Origin of the sequence: Ancylomarina sp. 16SWW S1-10-2, assembly GCF_009669305.1 — a bacterium.
GTDB lineage: Bacteria > Bacteroidota > Bacteroidia > Bacteroidales > Marinifilaceae > Ancylomarina.
Map to the genome: position 1 here is coordinate 164308 of NZ_SADB01000001.1, position 18120 is coordinate 182427.

Genomic DNA, 18120 nt, shown 5'->3' on the forward strand with positions numbered 1-18120 from the left:
AAAATCATTTTGCAAAGAAAGCAAAAATATTTTAATAAGCAGCAGCTCCTGCTGGAGATTTACCTTTAATTCTTCCAGACTTCATTAAACCATCATAATGACGCATCAATAAATGACTCTCGATTTGTTGTAAAGTATCTAAAACAACACCTACTAAAATCAATAATGAAGTACCTCCGAAAAATTGAGCAAAACCACTATTAATACCAGCTATCATTGCAAAGGCAGGCATAATTGCAACCCAACCTAAAAATATAGAACCTGGTAAAGTGATTCGAGACATTACAGTATCTAAGAAATCAACAGTGTTCTTACCAGGCTTAACACCTGGAATAAAACCACCATTCTTTTTCATATCCTCAGCCATTTGCGTTGGATTAACTGTAATAGCTGTATAAAAATAAGTAAACAACACAATCATTACAAAAAACAGAGCATTGTAATAAAATCCTGTATAATTACTTAAAGCAGCAGCCACTCCTGATAATGAATCTGAACTCGCATAATTTACAAATGCCATAGGCAAAAACATAATAGCCTGAGCAAAAATGATTGGCATAACACCTGCAGCATTCACTTTTAAAGGAATGTACTGACGAACGCCACCATATTGCTTGCTTCCCACAATACGTTTAGCATATTGTACTGGAATCTTTCTTGTACCCTGTACTAATAAAATAGTAAGAGCAAATACCACAAACAAGATTATAAATTCAAGGACGAATAGAATTAATCCACCACCTTGACCTTCTAATCTTGATCCAAGTTCTGCAACAAAGTTAAAAGGTAAACGAGCAATAATACCAATCATAATGATGATAGAAATACCGTTACCAATACCTTTGTCTGTAATCTTTTCACCTAACCACATGATAAACATGGATCCGGCTGCAAGCATAGCCATCGAAGATGCAGTAAAGAAAAAGCCTTTTAATATGAAAGCTGACTCTGGCAATGTTGAGTGAAGGTTTAATAAATATCCTGGTGCTTGAAGAACAAGTATAAAGACGGTTAGGTAACGTGTAATCTGATTGATTTTACGTGTACCACTCTCACCTTCACGTTGTAAACGTTGAAAGTAAGGTACAGCAATTCCCATTAACTGAATAACAATAGATGCAGAAATGTACGGCATGATTCCTAGGGCAAAAATTGACGCATTTGAAAATGCACCCCCTGAAAACATATCTAACAAACCTAACACGCCATCAGCAGTTTGAGATTTTAACGCGCCTAAGTGAGCTGGGTCTATCCCCGGCAACACAATCATGGTTCCTAAACGGTAAACCAATAGAAGTCCTAAAGTTGTTAAGATTCTTGATCTTAAATCTTCAATCTTCCAGATGTTCTTCAATGTATCTATTAAACCTTTCATTATCTAATCTTACAATTTAACAACAGTTCCTTCTACCGCTTCAATCGCAGATTGAGCAGATTTAGAGAACGCATGAGCTTTAACTTCTAGTTTAGCAGATAATACACCATTACCTAAAACTTTGATTTTGTCATTTTTACTACACATTCCTGCGTTAATTAAAACTTCTTCATCAATAGTTGTAATGTTATTTTTCTCAGCTAACACTTGCAATACTTCAATATTAATAGCTTTGTATTCAACTCTATTAATATTCTTAAATCCAAACTTAGGAACTCGACGTTGTAAAGGCATTTGACCACCTTCGAAACCAACTTTTTTAGAGTATCCAGATCTTGACTTTGCACCTTTATGTCCTCTAGTAGAAGTACCTCCTCTACCAGATCCTTGACCGCGACCGATTCTTTTATTTGTCTTAACAGAGCCAGCTGCGGGTTTTAAGTTACTTAAGTCCATAATATATTTATGCTAAAATATTAACAATTTTTATTCTTCAACGGTAACTAGATGACTCACCTTTGCAACCATTCCTTTAATTTGAGGTGTAGCCTCGTGCTCAACAGTACAATTGATCTTTATCAATCCTAATGCTTCTAAAGTTTTCTTCTGGCGAGCGTTACTCCCTATTTTACTCTTAACTTGGGTAATTTTAATCTTAGCCATTTCTTTAGTTTAACCGTTAAACACTTTATCTAATGAAACACCTCTATGATCAGCTACAGTATGAGCATCTCTTAATTCTCCAAGAGCAGCAATAGTAGCTTTCACAAGGTTATGAGGGTTAGATGAACCTTTTGACTTTGCAAGTACATCAGTTACACCAACACTCTCAAGTACCGCACGCATCGCACCACCAGCTTTTACACCAGTACCATGAGAAGCAGGCTTAATGAAAACCTCTGCTCCACCAAAACGTGCAAGTTGATCGTGAGGAATTGTTCCTTTAAATACTGGAACCTTAATCAGATTTTTCTTAGCAGCATCTACACCTTTAGAAATTGCACTAACAACATCGCTGGCTTTTCCAAGCCCCCAACCTACTAGTCCATTTTCATTTCCAACAACAACAATTGCTGAAAAACTAAAAGTACGTCCACCTTTTGTTACTTTAGTAACACGATTAATTGCAACCAGTTTATCTTTAAGTTCTGCGTCGCTAGTCTTAATATTCTTATCTGCCATAATACTTAAAATTTAAGGCCACCTTTACGAGCAGCGTCCGCTAAAGATTTAACTCTACCATGGTATAAGTAACCATTTCTATCAAATACTACTTCAGAGATACCAGCAGTTGCAGCTTTCTCAGCAATTGCTTGCCCTACGAATTCTGCTTGTTCTGATTTACTACCATTCTTCTCAGCAATATCTTTTACTAGAGATGAAATAGATAACATGGTTTTCCCAGTAATATCATCTATAATTTGTACTGAAATCTGCTTATTTGAACGAAAAACTGACATTCTTGGTCTTTCGGCAGTTCCAGAAATTGACTTACGAACTCTTCTTTTAATTCTAAGTCTTCTTTCGCGCTTAGTTAAAGCCATAATTTACTGTTTTAGAAATTATTTACCCGCAGATTTACCAGCTTTTCTTCTTAGCTGTTCTCCAACAAATTTAACACCTTTTCCTTTATATGGCTCTGGTTTTCTGAAAGAACGAATCTTTGCAGCAACCTGACCAACCAATTGCTTATCGCAACTCTCAAGAGTAATAATTGGATTAGCACGTTTGTCAGTAACAGCTGTTACTTTAACTTCCGATGCAATCTCCATATGAATCAAGTGAGAGTAACCTAAAGCCAACTCTAATATCTGACCATTAGAAGTCGCACGATAACCAACACCTACAAGCTCTTGCTCAGTTTTATATCCTTCAGTTACACCAACAACCATGTTGTGTATTAATGAACGATAAAGACCATGCATTGCTTTATGAGGTTTCTGATCCGTTGGACGCTCTAAAACGATAGAGTTTTCTTCAACTGTTACTTTGATTACAGGATTAACCTGTTGGGTTAGTTCACCTTTAGGCCCTTTAACCACCACTGAATTATTCTTGTTTACCTTTACTTCAACTCCGGCAGGCAAATCGATAGGCATTTTTCCAATTCTTGACATCTTTTTTCCTCCCTTATTAGTAAACGAAACACAATACTTCACCACCAACATGTTTTTGGCGAGCTTCCTTATCAGTCATTACTCCCTGAGAAGTAGATAAGATAGCAATACCTAAACCGTTTAGTACGCGAGGCAATTCAGTAGCTCCACAATATTTTCTTAAACCTGGCTTAGAGACACGTTTAAGATCCTTAATTGCTGGAATCTTAGACTCTGGATGATATCTCAAAGCAATTTTAATTTTGCCTTGCAAACCATCATCCTCAAATTTGTAATTAAGGATATATCCTTTATCCTTAAGAATTTTTGTCATTTCTTTTTTCACGTTTGATGCAGGCATTTCAACCACTTTGTGGTTAGCCATAATTGCATTTCTCAAACGAGTAAGAAAATCTGCTATTGGATCTGTCATTATATAAAAATTAAATTGATCCCGATTGCTCGGGACAATATTTAACAATAGTTCTTTTACAAACGTTGTTGTTTCTTACCAGCTCGCTTTACGAACACCTGGGATCAAACCAGCTGAAGCCATTTCACGAAATGTGATACGACTTAAACCAAATTGTCTCATATATCCTTTAGGACGACCAGTTAATTTACATCTGTTATGTAATCTAACAGGTGAAGAATTTTTAGGTAAACGACTAAGACCGATATAGTCACCTTCCTCTTTTAATTTAGCTCTTTTAGCTGCGTATTTTTCTACTAATTTCTGACGCTTTACTTCGCGAGCTTTCATTGATTCTTTAGCCATCGTATTACTTTTTAATGTTTTTAAATGGTAATCCAAATTCTTTCAAAAGAGCATAAGCTTCTTCATCGGTATTTGCAGAAGTAACAAAGGTAATATTCATACCCATAATCTTATTCACTTCATCCAAAATGATTTCAGGGAAAATGATTTGTTCTTCAATACCTAAAGTATAGTTTCCTCGTCCGTCAAATTTGCTATTAATACCTTTAAAGTCACGTATACGTGGTAAAGCAACACGAATTAATTTCTCAAGAAATTCGTACATACGCTCACGACGTAATGTTACAGTAGTACCAATTGGCATACCTTTACGTAACTTAAAGTTAGAAATATCTTTAGACGATAGAGTAGATACTGCTTTTTGTCCAGTAATAGAAGTTAATTCATTCAATGAGAATTCTAAAACTTTCTTGTCAGCAATTGCTTGTCCAACACCTTGATTAAGTACTATCTTCGTTAATCTAGGAACTTGCATTACAGATTTATAGTTGAATTCCTTAATTAAAGCTGGAACAACTTCTTCTGAATACTGTTTATTAAGAGATGGTGTATAACTCATTAATTAATCTCCTCCCCTGACTTTTTAGCGTATCTAACTAATTTATTATTGTCATTCATTTTTCTACCAATTCGGGATGCTTTCCCAGTAGAAGGATCCTTCACATTCAAATTTGAAATGTGAATAGGAGCCTCTTTCTTAATAATACCGCCTTGAGGGTTAGCTGCGTTAGGTTTGGTATGTTTAGACATCATGTTAACACCTTCAACGATCGCACGTTGTTTGTCAACAATCACTTCTAAAACTTTACCTTCCTGGCCTCTAGATTCCCCTGCGTTAATAATTACGGTATCACCCTTTTTAATATGTAACTTTTTTCGCATTGTTCTAAGTTTACAAGATTATAATACTTCTGGAGCTAGAGATACGATCTTCATGTTTGTTTCACGTAATTCTCTTGCAACAGGACCAAAAATACGGGTTCCTCTCATTTCATCTGCTGTATTCAATAACACACAAGCGTTATCGTCAAAACGGATATAAGACCCATCATTTCTTCTAATCTCTTTTTTTACACGAACAACAACGGCTTTGGTTACTGTTCCTTTTTTCATCTCCGAACCTGGAATTGAATTTTTAACGGTAACCACAATTTTATCGCCAATTGATGCATAGCGCTTTTTGGTTCCGCCTAACACACGAATACAAAGAACTTCTTTGGCTCCGCTGTTATCAGCTACTAATAGTCTACTTTCTGTTTGTATCATGATTACTTAGCTCTTTCAATAAGTTCAACTAATCTCCAAGTCTTATTTTTACTTAAAGGTCGGGTTTCCATGATCTTTACGGTATCACCTTCATTGCAGGTGTTTTCTTCGTCGTGAGCAGTATATTTTTTAGTCTTGTTCACAAACTTACCGTAAATAGGGTGTTTTTCTTTAGTGTGTACTGCGACAGTTATGGTTTTATCCATTTTGTCGCTTAACACTACCCCGATACGTTCTTTTCTAAGGTTTCTTTCCATCACTTTTTTTTACTTTTCAGTTAATTGCCTCTGACGTAATTCCGTCATCAATTTTGCAATATTACGTCTGGTTTCCTTGATTTGCAAAGGATTTTCCAAAGGTGAAATAGCGTGATTTAGGTTGAATCGAGTTAATGCTGATCTGTCAGCGTCCAACTTTTCTACTATTTCCTGTGTTGTTAACTCTTTAATTTCTGAATTCTTCATGATTAATCATTTGAATTTTCAACATAATCACGTCTTACGACAAACTTTGTAGTAACAGGTAATTTTTGAGCTGCAAGACGTAAAGCCTCTTTAGCAACTTCAAAAGGTACACCTTCACACTCGAATAACATTCTTCCTGGTGAAACAGGAGCAACGAATCCTTCTGGCGACCCTTTACCTTTACCCATACGTACCTCTGCAGGCTTCTTAGTGATAGGTTTATCTGGGAATACTCTGATCCACAGTTGACCTTGTCTTTGCATATATCGGGTAACTGCAACACGAGCAGCTTCAATTTGGCGACCAGTTAACCACTTTGTTTCAAGTGATTTAATTCCAAAAGATCCAAATGCTAATTCAGTTCCGCGACCTGCGTTACCTTTCATTCTTCCCTTTTGTTGTCTCCTAAATTTAGTCCTTTTTGGTTGTAACATCGTACTAATACATTAAATTTAAAGACTACTTCTTTTTTCTTCTATTAAAACCTGATTTCCCACCTTTAGGTGCACGAGCATCGCGCAATCCAGCATTTGGAGTTAAATCTGGTTTACCATAAATCTCACCTTTACAGATCCAAACTTTGATTCCTAGTAAGCCATAAGTTGTTAAAGCTTCAGCTAAACAGTAATCAATATTTGCTCTTAGAGTGTGAAGAGGAGTACGTCCTTCTTTATACATTTCAGAACGCGCCATCTCTGCTCCATTTAAACGACCGGAGATTTGAATTTTTATTCCTTCAGCACCCATTCTCATTGTAGAAGCAATGGCCATCTTAGTTGCTCTTCTGTAGGCGATACGACCTTCAATTTGACGAGCAATGTTATTAGCGACGATTACGGCATCCAACTCAGGACGCTTAATTTCAAAGATGTTAATTTGTACTTCTTTGTCAGTAATCTTCTTTAACTCTTCTTTCAACTTATCTACTTCTTGACCACCTTTACCGATAATAATACCAGGTCTAGCAGTGTTGATAGTAATTGTGATTAGTTTAAGAGTTCTTTCAATTATGATTTTAGAAATACTTGCTTTTGCTAAACGAACATTTAAATACTTACGTATTTTATGATCCTCAACAAGCTTCTCACCGTAGTTTTTTCCACCAAACCAGTTAGAATCCCATCCTTTGATGATTCCCAGTCGATTCCCTATTGGATTTACTTTTTGTCCCATTCTAACTATTCTTTTGTATCACTTTCGGCAGTTTTGCTACCAAGTAATATAGTTACATGATTTGATCTCTTTTTAATTCTATGTGCTCTCCCTTGAGGAGCAGGTCTTAGACGTTTAAGGATTCTTGCAGAATCTACGAAAATTTCTTTTACGTATAATGCACTTTCCTCTAGTCTTTGCCCTTCATTTTTAGCTTGCCAATTGGCAATAGCTGAAAGCACTAGTTTTTCTACGCGATTCGATGCTTCTTTTGGACTGAAACGAAGTACATCTAAAGCTCGGTTCACCTCCATACCTCTTACCATATCGGCAATAAGGCGCATTTTGCGGGGCGAAGTAGGAACATTTTTTAAGCTAGCAAATGCTTTACTTAAATTCTGTTCCTTTATTTGGTTTGCTTTTATTCTTTTTCTAGCTCCCATTTCTATGAATTCAAAATGTTAATTAAAACCAACGTCACGTTTAACGTTTTCTTTTATCAACGTGACCTCTAAAGGTACGAGTTGGTGCAAATTCCCCTAATTTATGTCCTACCATATTTTCGGTAACATATACAGGAATGAATTTATTTCCGTTGTGAACGGCAATCGTGTGGCCTACGAAATCTGGAGAGATCATAGAACGACGGGACCAGGTTTTAATCACTGATTTTTTACCTGACTCGTTTTGTTCTAATACTCGTTTATCCAATTTGAAATCGATAAAAGGGCCTTTTTTTAATGAACGACTCATAACAACTTAATTAATCAAATTATTTTTTCCTTCTTTCAACGATATACTTATTAGAAGCATTCTTCTTAGCTCTGGTTTTGAAACCTTTTGCCAAGACTCCTGTTCTAGAGCGTGGATGTCCACCGGAAGATTTACCTTCACCACCACCCATTGGGTGATCAACTGGATTCATCACTACACCACGAACGCGAGGTCTTCTACCTAACCAGCGAGTACGACCAGCTTTTCCACTTCTTTCTAAAGCGTGATCGCTATTAGAAACAGTACCGATTGTAGCTTTACAGGTAACAAGAATCATTCTAACTTCTGACGAAGGTAATTTGATCATTGCATATTTTCCATCTCGAGAAACGAGTTGAGCATATGCACCAGCACTACGAGCCATCACAGCACCTTGAGAGGGTCTTAATTCAATATTATGAATTATTGTACCTAATGGGATATCTGACAATGGCATTGCATTTCCGATCTCTGGAGCAATATTTCGTCCAGAAACAAGTACTTGATCTACCTCTAAGCCGTTAGGAGCAACAATATAACGTTTCTCACCATCTGCATACACAAGCAAAGCTATGCGCGCAGTACGGTTTGGATCGTACTCTATTGAAACAACTTTGGCAGGGATAGTATCCTTGTCTCTTTTGAAATCGATTACTCGATATCGTCTTTTGTGACCACCACCTATATATCTCATTGTCATTTTCCCGGTGTTATTTCTACCACCGGTTTTCTTCATTGGTCTTAACAATGATTTTTCAGGTTTGCCTGTAGTTACCTGTTCAAAGGTATTTAAGATCTTATTTCTTTGACCAGGAGTTACAGGTTTTAATTTACGTACAGCCATTTTCTAATTAAATATTGCTATAAAAATCTATGTTATCTCCTTCAACTAAAGTTATAATCGCTTTCTTAAAAGAAACAGTTCTTCCTTCAATTGCACCAGCTTTAGTAAAACGGCTTTTAGTCTTACCTTGATAATTCATGGTATTGACTGCCGCAACTTTAACATTGTACATTTTCTCAACTGCTTTTCTAATATCGATCTTTGTCGCTCTGCGATCAACAACGAAACCTACGCGATTTAATTTTTCGCTTAGGTCAGTCATTTTCTCGGTAACGAGGGGCTTTAATAAAATTTCCATTTTTTTAAACTTAGTTTAGTTTAAACATTTCATCGAGCCCTTTAACCGAACTCTCAACGAATAACAAAGTTGAAGCTTTCATAATATCATAAGTTGCTAAGTCAGAAACTCGCACAACTTTAATATTCTTCAAATTACGAGACGACAAATATATGTTTTTATTCTCTTCGTTTAAAACCAAAAGCACTTTTTTATCAGATACTTTTAGATTATTTTGAAGATCAACAAACAATTTTGTCTTTACTGCTTCAAAATTGAAATCTTCAACAACAACTAATCCGTTGTTTTTAGCTTTAACTGACAAGGCAGATTTACGAGCTAATTGTTTAAGTTTTTTGTTCAATTTGAAACTGTAGTTTCTTGGACGTGGTCCGAAACAACGTCCACCACCACGAAATAAAGGAGACTTAATACTACCCGCACGAGCCGTACCAGTACCTTTTTGCTTTTTAATCTTTGCAGTTGATCCAGAAATGTCAGCTCTCTCTTTTGACTTGTGAGTTCCTTGACGTTGGTTTGCTAAAAATTGTTTTACATCTAAGTAAATAGCGTGCTCGTTTGGTTCGATGCCGAAAACTGAATCATTCAATTCAACTTTTCTGCCTGTATCTTCTCCAGCTGTGTTTAAAATAGTTAATTCCATTACTTTTCAATAATTACGTATGAACCTTTAGACCCTGGAAGAGATCCTTTAACTAATAATAAGTTGTTCTCAGGAATTACCTTAAGAACCTGAAGGTTTTGAACCTTCACAGTATCCCCACCAGTACGTCCGGCCATTCTCATGCCCTTAAATACGCGAGCTGGGTAAGATGCAGCACCAATAGAACCCGGTGCGCGTAAACGGTTATGTTGACCGTGAGTTGCGCAACCTACACCACTAAATCCATGACGTTTCACAACACCTTGGAAACCTTTACCTTTTGATACACCTGCTACGTCTACATAAACAGTATCAGCAAAAATATCAACAGTTACAGCCTCACCTAAAGCATACTCTTTGTCAAAATCCGAAAATTCAACAAGTTTCTTCTTAGGAGTTGTGTTTGCCTTTTTAAAGTGCCCATCTAGCGCCTTAGTTGTTCGCTTTTCTTTCTTTTCATCAAAAGCCAACTGAAGTGCTGCGTAACCGTCAGACTCTACAGTCTTAACTTGTGTTACGACACATGGACCTGCCTCAATGACAGTGCATGGAATACATTTTCCCTCGGCACTGTAAACGGAAGTCATTCCGATTTTTTTTCCAATTAATCCTGGCATTTCTCTTTTTGTTTTAAAATAAAACTAACAATACTGTTTATCAAACCTTAATTTCAACTTCTACGCCACTTGGCAACTCAAGTTTCATCAAAGCATCAATTGTATTTGCAGTTGAACTGTAAATGTCAATTAAACGCTTAAATGAAGAAAGCTGAAATTGTTCTCTTGATTTCTTGTTCACAAAAGTTGAACGAAGAACAGTAAATATTCTCTTGTGAGTAGGAAGTGGAATTGGTCCACTTACTATCGCACCTGTAGCCTTAACTGTTTTTACAATCTTATCAGCTGACTTGTCAACCAAGTTGTGATCGTAAGATTTCAGTTTAATTCTTATTTTCTGGCTCATATTATTAAATCTATTACGATATTAATTACAATAATTCTACTTTACCCTTAGCGGCTTCTACTACAGTCTTAGCAATTCCCTTAGGTACCTCTTCAAAATGTGAAAATTCCATAGTAGAATTTGCACGACCAGAAGATAGAGTTCTCAATACAGTTACATAACCAAACTGTTCAGACAATGGCACTTTAGCAACTACTACGCGAGCACCATGCTTAGATTCCATTCCTTCAACTTGACCACGACGTTTATTCAAATCACCAATGATATCACCCATATATTCTTCTGGAGTAACCACTTCAACTTTCATGATAGGCTCAAGAATAACTGGTCCTGCTTTACCACAAGCTTCTTTGAAACCTTGTTTCGCTGCCAATTCAAATGATAATTGATCCGAGTCAACTGGGTGAAAAGAACCATCAAACAATACAACTTTTAATGAATCAACAGTATAACCTGCTAATACACCATTAACCATTGCATCTTTGAAACCTTTTTGTACTGAAGGAATAAATTCCTTAGGAATACGTCCACCTTTAATTTGATCAACAAATTGTAATCCTTCTCCTTCGAAATCTGCATCAACTGGAGATAAACGGAATGAGATGTCACCAAATTTACCACGTCCACCAGACTGCTTTTTGAATACCTGACGGTGCTCAACTTCGCGAGTAATAGCTTCCTTATATGCAACCTGAGGTGCACCTTGATTACACTCAACCTTGAATTCACGTCTCAAACGGTCAACAATGATATCTAGGTGAAGTTCACCCATACCAGAGATAACTGTTTGTCCTGAGTCTTCGTCAGTTTTAACAACGAAAGTTGGATCTTCTTCAGCTAATTTAGCTAGAGCCATACCCATCTTATCCATGTCTTTCTGAGTCAATGGTTCAACAGCAATACCAATTACTGGTGCTGGGAAATCCATAGATTCTAATTCGATCTGTGTTTCTTTTTGACAAAGTGTATCACCAGTACGAATATCTTTAAAACCTACACAAGCACAAATATCACCTGCCTCAACAGTATCGATAGCATTTTGCTTGTTTGAATGCATTTGATACAAACGTGAGATACGCTCTTTGTTACCTGTTCTTACGTTATAAACATATGAACCTGCATCAATAGAACCTGAATATACACGTGTAAATGCTAAACGACCAACAAATGGATCAGTAGCAATTTTAAATGCAAGTGCTGCTAAAGGCTCATCAATAGATGGTTGTCTAGAAACAACTTCGTCAGTTCCAGGAACTTTACCTTCAATAGCATCAATATCAAGAGGAGATGGCAAGTAAATAACCATAGCATCTAATAACCTCTGAACACCTTTATTTTTAAATGCAGATCCACATAACATAGGCACAATATCCATCTTAATGGTAGCCTTACGAATCACTGCATACATTTCATCTTCTGTAATAGAATCTGGATCTTCAAAGAAACGCTCCATCAAGGCCTCGTCTTGTTCAGCTACTGCCTCTACAAGATTAGCTCTCCACTCGTTAGCTTCTTCTACTAAATCAGCAGGAATTTCTTCCATTCTATAGTTTGTTCCATTCTCATCATCAAACCAGATACAAGCTTGCATTTTAATCAAATCGACTACACCACAAAACTTTTCTTCTGTTCCAATTGGAATTTGAAGAGGTACAGGATTAGCACCAAGCTTTTCCTTAACCTCACGTACAGCTTTGAAAAAGTCAGCACCAGAACGGTCCATCTTGTTCACAAAACCCATACGAGGAACTTTATATTTATTAGCTTGTCTCCAAACTGTCTCAGACTGAGCCTCAACTCCACCTACTGCACAAAAACATGCAACAGCACCATCAAGAACACGTAAAGAACGCTCTACCTCAACAGTAAAATCAACGTGACCTGGGGTATCAATAATATTGATATGGAATTTCTCATTATTATAATCCCAATAACAAGTTGTAGCAGCAGAAGTAATGGTAATACCACGCTCTTGCTCTTGCTCCATCCAGTCCATGGTAGCAGCACCATCATGCACCTCACCAATTTTGTGAGAAACACCAGTATAATACAAAATACGTTCTGTAGTTGTAGTTTTACCAGCATCAATGTGAGCCATAATACCAACATTTCTGGTATATCTTAAATCTCTTTTTGCCATGATCTTAGTTATTAAAATCTGAAATGTGCAAATGCACGGTTGGCTTCAGCCATTCTATGAGTATCTTCTTTCTTCTTGTAAGCTCCACCTTCTTCGTTGAATCCAGCGATAATCTCAGCTGACAACTTATCGGCCATAGACTTACCTGATCTCTTACGAGCGAAAAGAATCATATTCTTAATCGAAATAGCAACTTTTCTTTCTGGACGAATTTCCATTGGAACCTGAAAAGTAGCACCACCTACACGGCGAGACTTCACTTCGACTCCTGGAGTTATATTTTCCAATGATTTCTTCCAAACTTCTAAAGGAGATTTTCCTGTTTTTTCAGTTTTTTCCTTAACAATTTCTAGAGCAGCATAAAAAATCTTGTATGAAAGATTTTTCTTACCGTCAACCATTAAGTCATTTACGAATCGTGTTACCAACACATCATTAAATTTTGGATCCGGTAACAAGATTCTCTTTTTTGGTCTTGACTTTCTCATTTTTCTTAGTTTACGAGTTATTCGTTGTAGCTGCCTTTTTCAGTCTTCAAAAATCTCACGATCATTTACTCAACCTAATAGAAAACAACACATAAACATTAACTCACAGTTTTAAAAACTAGAATTAATTACTTTTTTGCTTTTGGTCTCTTAGTACCATACTTAGAACGACGCTGCATACGACCTTCTACACCTGAAGCATCAAGAGCTCCACGAACAAGGTGATATCTTACACCTGGAAGATCTTTTACACGACCACCACGAATCAATACGATTGAATGTTCTTGTAAGTTGTGTCCTTCTCCTGGAATGTAAGCATTCACTTCTTTTCCGTTTGTCAATCTAACACGAGCTACTTTACGCATAGCCGAGTTAGGTTTCTTTGGTGTAGTAGTGTAAACACGAACACAAACACCTCTTCTTTGAGGGCAAGAATCTAAGGCAGGAGCCTTACTTTTCTCTACAAGTTTGGTGCGTCCTTTTCTAACTAACTGTTGAATTGTAGGCATATTAACAATTACTTTGTGATTAAATATATTTTAACAAATTGCTTGCAAAGGTATTAATTATTTTCAAATAACAATAAGTACTTCAAGTTACTTTCAACAAAACACCCTTTAAATCAGCGAACAAAGATAGTAAATTGTTTTCACATATCCTCATTTCACCCACAGTAAAGAACACTTAGATCAAATCTTGAGAAAACAATCATAAATACATGAAATACAATTTCCAAGAATCCTCTCTCACAATTAAACTTGAATCCGGTTTAATATTTGAAAAAACACAACAAAATAGACGTATCAACTATAAATTTTAAAACAATATTGAATATTCAACTTAATAAATGTGAAAAATAGAATACGCTATCCATTGACTTGGCAATTCGCTTATAACTATCACTCTAAATTAAACTGACAACAATTCCCCTACTACTAAAATAAAATAGAATAAAAACAAATAAGCGTTTCAACATTAGACTGACATCAATAATTTCAAGATAAAAAGAATACTACTCCGTTTTGCTTTCAAAACACAAACTAATCATCTCACCATCAGCACTTGGAATTAAAAGAAAAGTTCGCTAAATTAGAACACCCAATAGTTCAGAAAAGCAGATTTACCCTAGTTTGCTGATCGAAATATATTTTAACCCAAATAAAAATTTCGAGTATGAAAGTTTATCAATCTAATGAAATTAAGAACATCGCTCTGATTGGCAGTGCCGGCTCGGGCAAAACGACCTTAGCTGAAGCAATGCTATTTGAAGGCGGTGTTATTAGTCGACGCGGAAACGTGGAAGACAATAACACCGTTTCTGATTATAATCCGGTAGAGCATGAATATGGTAACTCCGTTTTCTCAACCGTTTTACATACAGAATGGTTAGGAAAAAAAATCAATTTTATTGACACGCCTGGAGCCGATGATTTTGCGGGTGGTGTCATTTCTGCTTTAAATGTTGTTGATACTGGTTTGTTGCTAATAAATGCACATCAGGGTATTGAGGTTGGAACAGAGATTCTTGGCCGTAGAGCCACTAAAAGGAATAAACCCATGATCTTTGTTGTGAACCAGCTTGATCACGAGAAAGCAAATTTCGAACAATGTATCGAATCTGCTAAAGTGAGTTTTGGAAACAAAGTCACTATCGTACAATACCCTATAAATGCAGGATTAAATTTCGATGCTGTTGTAGATGTATTGAAAATGAAAATGTATAAATGGGGTCCTGATGGAGGAGAACCACAAATACTTGATATCCCAAATTCGGAAACTGATAAAGCCAATGAGTTACATAACAAACTTGTTGAAGCTGCAGCAGAAAATGATGAAGCTTTAATGGAACTTTATTTTGACAAGGGAACTCTATCGGAAGATGAAATGAGAGATGGCATAAAAAAAGGAATGATTGCCTGCGATCTTTATCCTATCTTCTGTGTTTCAGCTAAAAAAGACATGGGTACAAGACGATTAATGGAATTTATTGGCAACATTGTACCTTTCGTTACTGAGATGCCTGCTATTCCGACCATAAGTGGTCGTGAAGCAAAATGTGATGCCGATGCTCCTACTTCTTTATTTGTATTTAAAACATCTATTGAACCTCATATTGGTGAAGTGAATTACTTTAAGGTAATTTCTGGCAAAATTAAAGAAGGAGATGATTTAATAAATATTAATAATGGCACTAAAGAGCGCCTTTCACAACTTTATGTTGTTGCAGGCCGTAATCGTGAGAAAGTTTCAGAACTTGTTGCTGGTGATATTGGTGCTACTGTAAAACTAAAAAACACAAAAAATAATCACACTTTAAATTGTAAGGATTGTGATTTTATATACAAGGAGATTGATTTTCCTGAACCAAAATACAGAACTGCCGTTAATGCACTTAACGAATCAGATGATGAACATTTAGGTGAACTTCTTCATCGTATACACGAAGAGGATCCAACAATATTAATTGAATACTCGAAAGAACTTAAACAAATACTCCTTCACAGTCAAGGTGAGTTCCATTTAAACATTCTTAAGTGGAGATTAAAACATAATGATAAAATGGAAATTGAGTTTAAATCTCCTAAAATTCAATACCGCGAAACAATTACAAAACAGGCTGCTGCCGACTACCGTCATAAAAAACAATCAGGTGGTTCAGGTCAGTTTGGTGAAGTATATCTAATTATAGAACCCTATTACGATGGCATGCCAGATCCAACTTCATTCAAAGTTAATGGCAAGGAATTTAAGGTTAACCTTAGAGGAACAGAAACAGTCGATCTTGAATGGGGTGGAAAATTGGTTTTCTGTAATTGTATTGTAGGTGGCGTTATCGACGCTCGTTTTCTTCCTGCCATTATGAAAGGAGTTATGGAAAAAATGGATGAAGGCCCACTCACAGGATCTTACGCTCGCGACATTCGAGTAACAGTTTACGATGGTAAGATGCACGCCGTTGATTCAAATGAAATTTCATTTAGACTTGCAGGTCGCCATGCTTTTAGTGAAGCTTTTAAGAATGCGGCTCCTAAAATACTAGAACCCATCTATGATATTGAAATCTTAGTTCCCGAGGATAGAATGGGTGATGTGATGAGTGATCTTCAAACTCGCCGTGCAATGATTATGGGTATGGAAGCTGAAAAAGGATTTCAAAAAATCCTAGCAAAAGTACCTCTTAAGGAAATGGATCGTTATTCAACATCACTAAGTTCTCTTACAGGTGGACGAGCTCAATTCTCAATGAAGTTTGCTGAGTACGATAAGGTACCAAACGAAATTCAAAAGGAATTACTAGCTTCTTACGAGGGAGAAATGGTAGAAGCATAGGTAAACATCTTAACGAAGAAAAGCCGATAAATTCGAATGAGTCTATCGGCTTTCTTTATATTATAGCGAGTCTATTATTTATTATGCAACAAGGTTAACGATCCTCTTTCAGTATAATGTTTACCTTCTTCTTCTCGACCTTCCGCTTCTATCACATAAAAATAAGTTCCTGGAGAAGCAAGTTTCCCATTTATCTTTCCATTCCAACTTTTAGAACTTTTTGTACCATCAACTTCATTACCTGGAGATACATCTGATTCATGAAATTCAGAAACTAAACGTCCCCAACGGTTAAAAATCTTAACCGAATATGATTTTACAGAATATAACTTTACATGAAATTCATCATTAACACCATCTCCATTTGGTGTAAATACATTGGGAACTTCAAAAAGAGACTCCCCTACTTTAATTTCAGTGGAGGTGAAAATATCAACACAATTCATAGAATCGTCATTGTTTATAGCTATCAATTTTACAAAATAACTTCCTGGATGGAGATAAGTATAAATCTCGTTCTCACCTGTCATAACATCAGCAAGTAGACTATCCCTTGTTGATATAGGATCATCAAGTCTATCTTTATCTTGATAAAAAAACCATTGGAAACTTGTAGCATTAGGATCGTCAGTATCAAACGTCACTTCTAAAGGTGCTTCTCCCGAAGAAGGATCAAAAGTAAAAGTGGCATCAACGACGTATGTATTAGAAATAACTTGATTTGAAGTATATTCAAAACCACATTCATCAATTACTGTTATTTCATACTCAGAATCTCCTTCGAATGAATCATCATCTATAAAACTCTTTTCAGAACCATCGTAATCAGGAACAGTAACATATTGCAACTCTACTCCACCTCGTTTAAATGAGAATATAGCAGTTGTTATAAGATCGAGTAGATCTGAAGATGGATAATTATTGTATTGGTAAGTTGTAGCAATATAAGACGACGTAAAATGTACCCCCACGCAATCCATTAAAGTTTTAGTCAAACTTGGCTGAATCATACTTTTTAGGTGATTAATAACCCAAGCTTGATAAACTTGAGATGTCTCTCCTCCTTTTTCAAGAATTACCCTATAAAAGCCATCAGATAAATCACTTAAAATTGACTCTTGACCATTATTAATAGGAAAAGTTCCACCATAAGTATTAGTTCCACTATCCCATTTCGTCCACGTAAAGTCCCAACCAGAAGTTCCATCTGGAGAAACAGCTTTTAATTCACCTGCACCAACACCAGCTTCATCACAAAAAACAAAAATATCATCTTGCTTCCCCACGGAGTAGGCAGTTGTTGAACTATAACTCGATAAAGGAGCAGTTATTTGAGCTTGAAGCGTTGATTGGCATAAAATTAAGGCTAGTAAAATTCCAGAAAATAATCGAAATTTATTTGAAATAGCTAAAACCATTAGTCTCATATGTTTCTATTTTTAGAATACTTGATTTACAATATTAAATAAATAATGTCGTATTTATGATATCTAAACACAGATTTATGAAATTACGAATGATATTTACAAA

The 18120-nt window shown here is 36.1% G+C and carries 27 protein-coding genes; 1 reads left to right on the forward strand and 26 read right to left on the reverse strand.

Annotated elements, in window-relative coordinates; all coding sequences use genetic code 11:
- Nucleotides 1-31 precede the first annotated feature (31 nt).
- The 25 genes from secY to rpsL form a co-directional block, all read right to left on the reverse strand.
- Entirely contained in the window at nt 32-1375 is a 1344-nt protein-coding gene (gene secY / locus EMN46_RS00735; protein WP_154198759.1) for a preprotein translocase subunit SecY, read from the reverse strand.
- 9 nt (nt 1376-1384) lie between these two features.
- Nucleotides 1385-1831, reverse strand: coding sequence for a 50S ribosomal protein L15 (gene rplO / locus EMN46_RS00740; RefSeq protein ID WP_154198760.1), 447 nt, complete (start codon nt 1829-1831; stop codon nt 1385-1387).
- Between the two features lie 30 nt (nt 1832-1861).
- Complete coding sequence (rpmD, locus tag EMN46_RS00745) at nt 1862-2038, reverse strand: 50S ribosomal protein L30 (protein WP_154198761.1); 177 nt, start codon at nt 2036-2038, stop codon at nt 1862-1864.
- Nucleotides 2039-2047: 9 nt separating this feature from the next.
- Nucleotides 2048-2557 carry a 30S ribosomal protein S5 gene (rpsE, locus tag EMN46_RS00750; RefSeq protein ID WP_154198762.1) on the reverse strand — a complete coding sequence of 170 codons (510 nt, stop codon included), beginning with the start codon at nt 2555-2557 and terminating at the stop codon, nt 2048-2050.
- A 5-nt stretch (nt 2558-2562) separates the two neighbouring features.
- A complete protein-coding gene (gene rplR / locus EMN46_RS00755; protein ID WP_154198763.1) occupies nt 2563-2919 on the reverse strand; it encodes a 50S ribosomal protein L18 in 357 nt (118 codons plus the stop codon).
- A gap of 18 nt (nt 2920-2937) precedes the next feature.
- A complete protein-coding gene (gene rplF, locus EMN46_RS00760; protein WP_154198764.1) occupies nt 2938-3492 on the reverse strand; it encodes a 50S ribosomal protein L6 in 555 nt (184 codons plus the stop codon).
- A 16-nt stretch (nt 3493-3508) separates the two neighbouring features.
- Nucleotides 3509-3904, reverse strand: coding sequence for a 30S ribosomal protein S8 (gene rpsH / locus EMN46_RS00765; RefSeq protein ID WP_154198765.1), 396 nt, complete (start codon nt 3902-3904; stop codon nt 3509-3511).
- A 75-nt stretch (nt 3905-3979) separates the two neighbouring features.
- Nucleotides 3980-4249, reverse strand: coding sequence for a 30S ribosomal protein S14 (rpsN, locus tag EMN46_RS00770; RefSeq protein WP_130307104.1), 270 nt, complete (start codon nt 4247-4249; stop codon nt 3980-3982).
- Nucleotides 4250-4253: 4 nt separating this feature from the next.
- Nucleotides 4254-4808, reverse strand: a complete 555-nt coding sequence (gene rplE / locus EMN46_RS00775; RefSeq protein WP_154198766.1) for a 50S ribosomal protein L5 — start codon at nt 4806-4808, stop codon at nt 4254-4256.
- Entirely contained in the window at nt 4808-5131 is a 324-nt protein-coding gene (rplX, locus tag EMN46_RS00780; RefSeq protein ID WP_154198767.1) for a 50S ribosomal protein L24, read from the reverse strand. Before rplX ends, rplE begins: the two co-directional genes overlap by 1 nt.
- Nucleotides 5132-5149: 18 nt before the next feature.
- Complete coding sequence (rplN, locus tag EMN46_RS00785; RefSeq protein ID WP_154198768.1) at nt 5150-5515, reverse strand: 50S ribosomal protein L14; 366 nt, start codon at nt 5513-5515, stop codon at nt 5150-5152.
- A 2-nt stretch (nt 5516-5517) separates the two neighbouring features.
- A complete protein-coding gene (gene rpsQ / locus EMN46_RS00790) occupies nt 5518-5775 on the reverse strand; it encodes a 30S ribosomal protein S17 (RefSeq protein ID WP_368667475.1) in 258 nt (85 codons plus the stop codon).
- A gap of 6 nt (nt 5776-5781) precedes the next feature.
- Nucleotides 5782-5979, reverse strand: coding sequence for a 50S ribosomal protein L29 (rpmC, locus tag EMN46_RS00795; protein WP_154198770.1), 198 nt, complete (start codon nt 5977-5979; stop codon nt 5782-5784).
- Between the two features lie 2 nt (nt 5980-5981).
- Nucleotides 5982-6413 carry a 50S ribosomal protein L16 gene (gene rplP / locus EMN46_RS00800; protein WP_154198771.1) on the reverse strand — a complete coding sequence of 144 codons (432 nt, stop codon included), beginning with the start codon at nt 6411-6413 and terminating at the stop codon, nt 5982-5984.
- 25 nt (nt 6414-6438) lie between these two features.
- The gene (gene rpsC / locus EMN46_RS00805; protein ID WP_154198772.1) at nt 6439-7152 is read right to left on the reverse strand and encodes a 30S ribosomal protein S3; all 714 of its coding nucleotides are present in this window, start codon (nt 7150-7152) and stop codon (nt 6439-6441) included.
- Between the two features lie 5 nt (nt 7153-7157).
- Nucleotides 7158-7574, reverse strand: a complete 417-nt coding sequence (rplV, locus tag EMN46_RS00810) for a 50S ribosomal protein L22 (protein WP_154198773.1) — start codon at nt 7572-7574, stop codon at nt 7158-7160.
- A 40-nt stretch (nt 7575-7614) separates the two neighbouring features.
- Entirely contained in the window at nt 7615-7884 is a 270-nt protein-coding gene (gene rpsS / locus EMN46_RS00815) for a 30S ribosomal protein S19 (RefSeq protein ID WP_154198774.1), read from the reverse strand.
- A 19-nt stretch (nt 7885-7903) separates the two neighbouring features.
- Nucleotides 7904-8728, reverse strand: coding sequence for a 50S ribosomal protein L2 (gene rplB, locus EMN46_RS00820; RefSeq protein ID WP_154198775.1), 825 nt, complete (start codon nt 8726-8728; stop codon nt 7904-7906).
- Nucleotides 8729-8735: 7 nt separating this feature from the next.
- Nucleotides 8736-9026 carry a 50S ribosomal protein L23 gene (rplW, locus tag EMN46_RS00825; RefSeq protein ID WP_154198776.1) on the reverse strand — a complete coding sequence of 97 codons (291 nt, stop codon included), beginning with the start codon at nt 9024-9026 and terminating at the stop codon, nt 8736-8738.
- Nucleotides 9027-9036: 10 nt separating this feature from the next.
- Entirely contained in the window at nt 9037-9669 is a 633-nt protein-coding gene (gene rplD, locus EMN46_RS00830) for a 50S ribosomal protein L4 (RefSeq protein ID WP_154198777.1), read from the reverse strand.
- Nucleotides 9669-10286 (reverse strand): 50S ribosomal protein L3, encoded by a 618-nt coding sequence (gene rplC / locus EMN46_RS00835; protein ID WP_154198778.1) that lies wholly within the window; start codon nt 10284-10286, stop codon nt 9669-9671. Before rplC ends, rplD begins: the two co-directional genes overlap by 1 nt.
- A 40-nt stretch (nt 10287-10326) precedes the next feature.
- Nucleotides 10327-10632, reverse strand: a complete 306-nt coding sequence (gene rpsJ, locus EMN46_RS00840; protein WP_154198779.1) for a 30S ribosomal protein S10 — start codon at nt 10630-10632, stop codon at nt 10327-10329.
- 25 nt (nt 10633-10657) lie between these two features.
- On the reverse strand, nt 10658-12772 hold the full coding sequence (gene fusA, locus EMN46_RS00845) for an elongation factor G (protein WP_154198780.1): 2115 nt from the start codon (nt 12770-12772) through the stop codon (nt 10658-10660).
- Between the two features lie 11 nt (nt 12773-12783).
- The gene (rpsG, locus tag EMN46_RS00850) at nt 12784-13260 is read right to left on the reverse strand and encodes a 30S ribosomal protein S7 (protein ID WP_154198781.1); all 477 of its coding nucleotides are present in this window, start codon (nt 13258-13260) and stop codon (nt 12784-12786) included.
- 128 nt (nt 13261-13388) lie between these two features.
- On the reverse strand, nt 13389-13769 hold the full coding sequence (rpsL, locus tag EMN46_RS00855; protein WP_129252875.1) for a 30S ribosomal protein S12: 381 nt from the start codon (nt 13767-13769) through the stop codon (nt 13389-13391).
- Between the two features lie 664 nt (nt 13770-14433).
- Between rpsL and EMN46_RS00860 the strand changes: the two genes are divergently transcribed.
- Entirely contained in the window at nt 14434-16590 is a 2157-nt protein-coding gene (locus tag EMN46_RS00860) for a translation factor GTPase family protein (RefSeq protein WP_154198782.1), read from the forward strand.
- A 74-nt stretch (nt 16591-16664) separates the two neighbouring features.
- On the opposite strand, the gene EMN46_RS00865 is transcribed toward EMN46_RS00860, so the two are convergent.
- Nucleotides 16665-18017: a gliding motility-associated C-terminal domain-containing protein gene (locus EMN46_RS00865; protein ID WP_154198783.1), complete on the reverse strand. Its 1353-nt coding sequence runs from the start codon at nt 18015-18017 to the stop codon at nt 16665-16667.
- Nucleotides 18018-18120: the final 103 nt, after the last annotated feature.

Coding starts and splice junctions, on each gene's coding strand:
- secY (WP_154198759.1), bottom strand. CDS start 1,375: ATGAAAGGTTTAATAGATACATTGAAGAACATCTGGAAGATTGAAGAT.
- rplO (WP_154198760.1), bottom strand. CDS start 1,831: ATGGACTTAAGTAACTTAAAACCCGCAGCTGGCTCTGTTAAGACAAAT.
- rpmD (WP_154198761.1), bottom strand. CDS start 2,038: ATGGCTAAGATTAAAATTACCCAAGTTAAGAGTAAAATAGGGAGTAAC.
- rpsE (WP_154198762.1), bottom strand. CDS start 2,557: ATGGCAGATAAGAATATTAAGACTAGCGACGCAGAACTTAAAGATAAA.
- rplR (WP_154198763.1), bottom strand. CDS start 2,919: ATGGCTTTAACTAAGCGCGAAAGAAGACTTAGAATTAAAAGAAGAGTT.
- rplF (WP_154198764.1), bottom strand. CDS start 3,492: ATGTCAAGAATTGGAAAAATGCCTATCGATTTGCCTGCCGGAGTTGAA.
- rpsH (WP_154198765.1), bottom strand. CDS start 3,904: ATGACAGATCCAATAGCAGATTTTCTTACTCGTTTGAGAAATGCAATT.
- rpsN (WP_130307104.1), bottom strand. CDS start 4,249: ATGGCTAAAGAATCAATGAAAGCTCGCGAAGTAAAGCGTCAGAAATTA.
- rplE (WP_154198766.1), bottom strand. CDS start 4,808: ATGAGTTATACACCATCTCTTAATAAACAGTATTCAGAAGAAGTTGTT.
- rplX (WP_154198767.1), bottom strand. CDS start 5,131: ATGCGAAAAAAGTTACATATTAAAAAGGGTGATACCGTAATTATTAAC.
- rplN (WP_154198768.1), bottom strand. CDS start 5,515: ATGATACAAACAGAAAGTAGACTATTAGTAGCTGATAACAGCGGAGCC.
- rpmC (WP_154198770.1), bottom strand. CDS start 5,979: ATGAAGAATTCAGAAATTAAAGAGTTAACAACACAGGAAATAGTAGAA.
- rplP (WP_154198771.1), bottom strand. CDS start 6,413: ATGTTACAACCAAAAAGGACTAAATTTAGGAGACAACAAAAGGGAAGA.
- rpsC (WP_154198772.1), bottom strand. CDS start 7,152: ATGGGACAAAAAGTAAATCCAATAGGGAATCGACTGGGAATCATCAAA.
- rplV (WP_154198773.1), bottom strand. CDS start 7,574: ATGGGAGCTAGAAAAAGAATAAAAGCAAACCAAATAAAGGAACAGAAT.
- rpsS (WP_154198774.1), bottom strand. CDS start 7,884: ATGAGTCGTTCATTAAAAAAAGGCCCTTTTATCGATTTCAAATTGGAT.
- rplB (WP_154198775.1), bottom strand. CDS start 8,728: ATGGCTGTACGTAAATTAAAACCTGTAACTCCTGGTCAAAGAAATAAG.
- rplW (WP_154198776.1), bottom strand. CDS start 9,026: ATGGAAATTTTATTAAAGCCCCTCGTTACCGAGAAAATGACTGACCTA.
- rplD (WP_154198777.1), bottom strand. CDS start 9,669: ATGGAATTAACTATTTTAAACACAGCTGGAGAAGATACAGGCAGAAAA.
- rplC (WP_154198778.1), bottom strand. CDS start 10,286: ATGCCAGGATTAATTGGAAAAAAAATCGGAATGACTTCCGTTTACAGT.
- rpsJ (WP_154198779.1), bottom strand. CDS start 10,632: ATGAGCCAGAAAATAAGAATTAAACTGAAATCTTACGATCACAACTTG.
- fusA (WP_154198780.1), bottom strand. CDS start 12,772: ATGGCAAAAAGAGATTTAAGATATACCAGAAATGTTGGTATTATGGCT.
- rpsG (WP_154198781.1), bottom strand. CDS start 13,260: ATGAGAAAGTCAAGACCAAAAAAGAGAATCTTGTTACCGGATCCAAAA.
- rpsL (WP_129252875.1), bottom strand. CDS start 13,769: ATGCCTACAATTCAACAGTTAGTTAGAAAAGGACGCACCAAACTTGTA.
- EMN46_RS00860 (WP_154198782.1), top strand. CDS start 14,434: ATGAAAGTTTATCAATCTAATGAAATTAAGAACATCGCTCTGATTGGC.
- EMN46_RS00865 (WP_154198783.1), bottom strand. CDS start 18,017: ATGAGACTAATGGTTTTAGCTATTTCAAATAAATTTCGATTATTTTCT.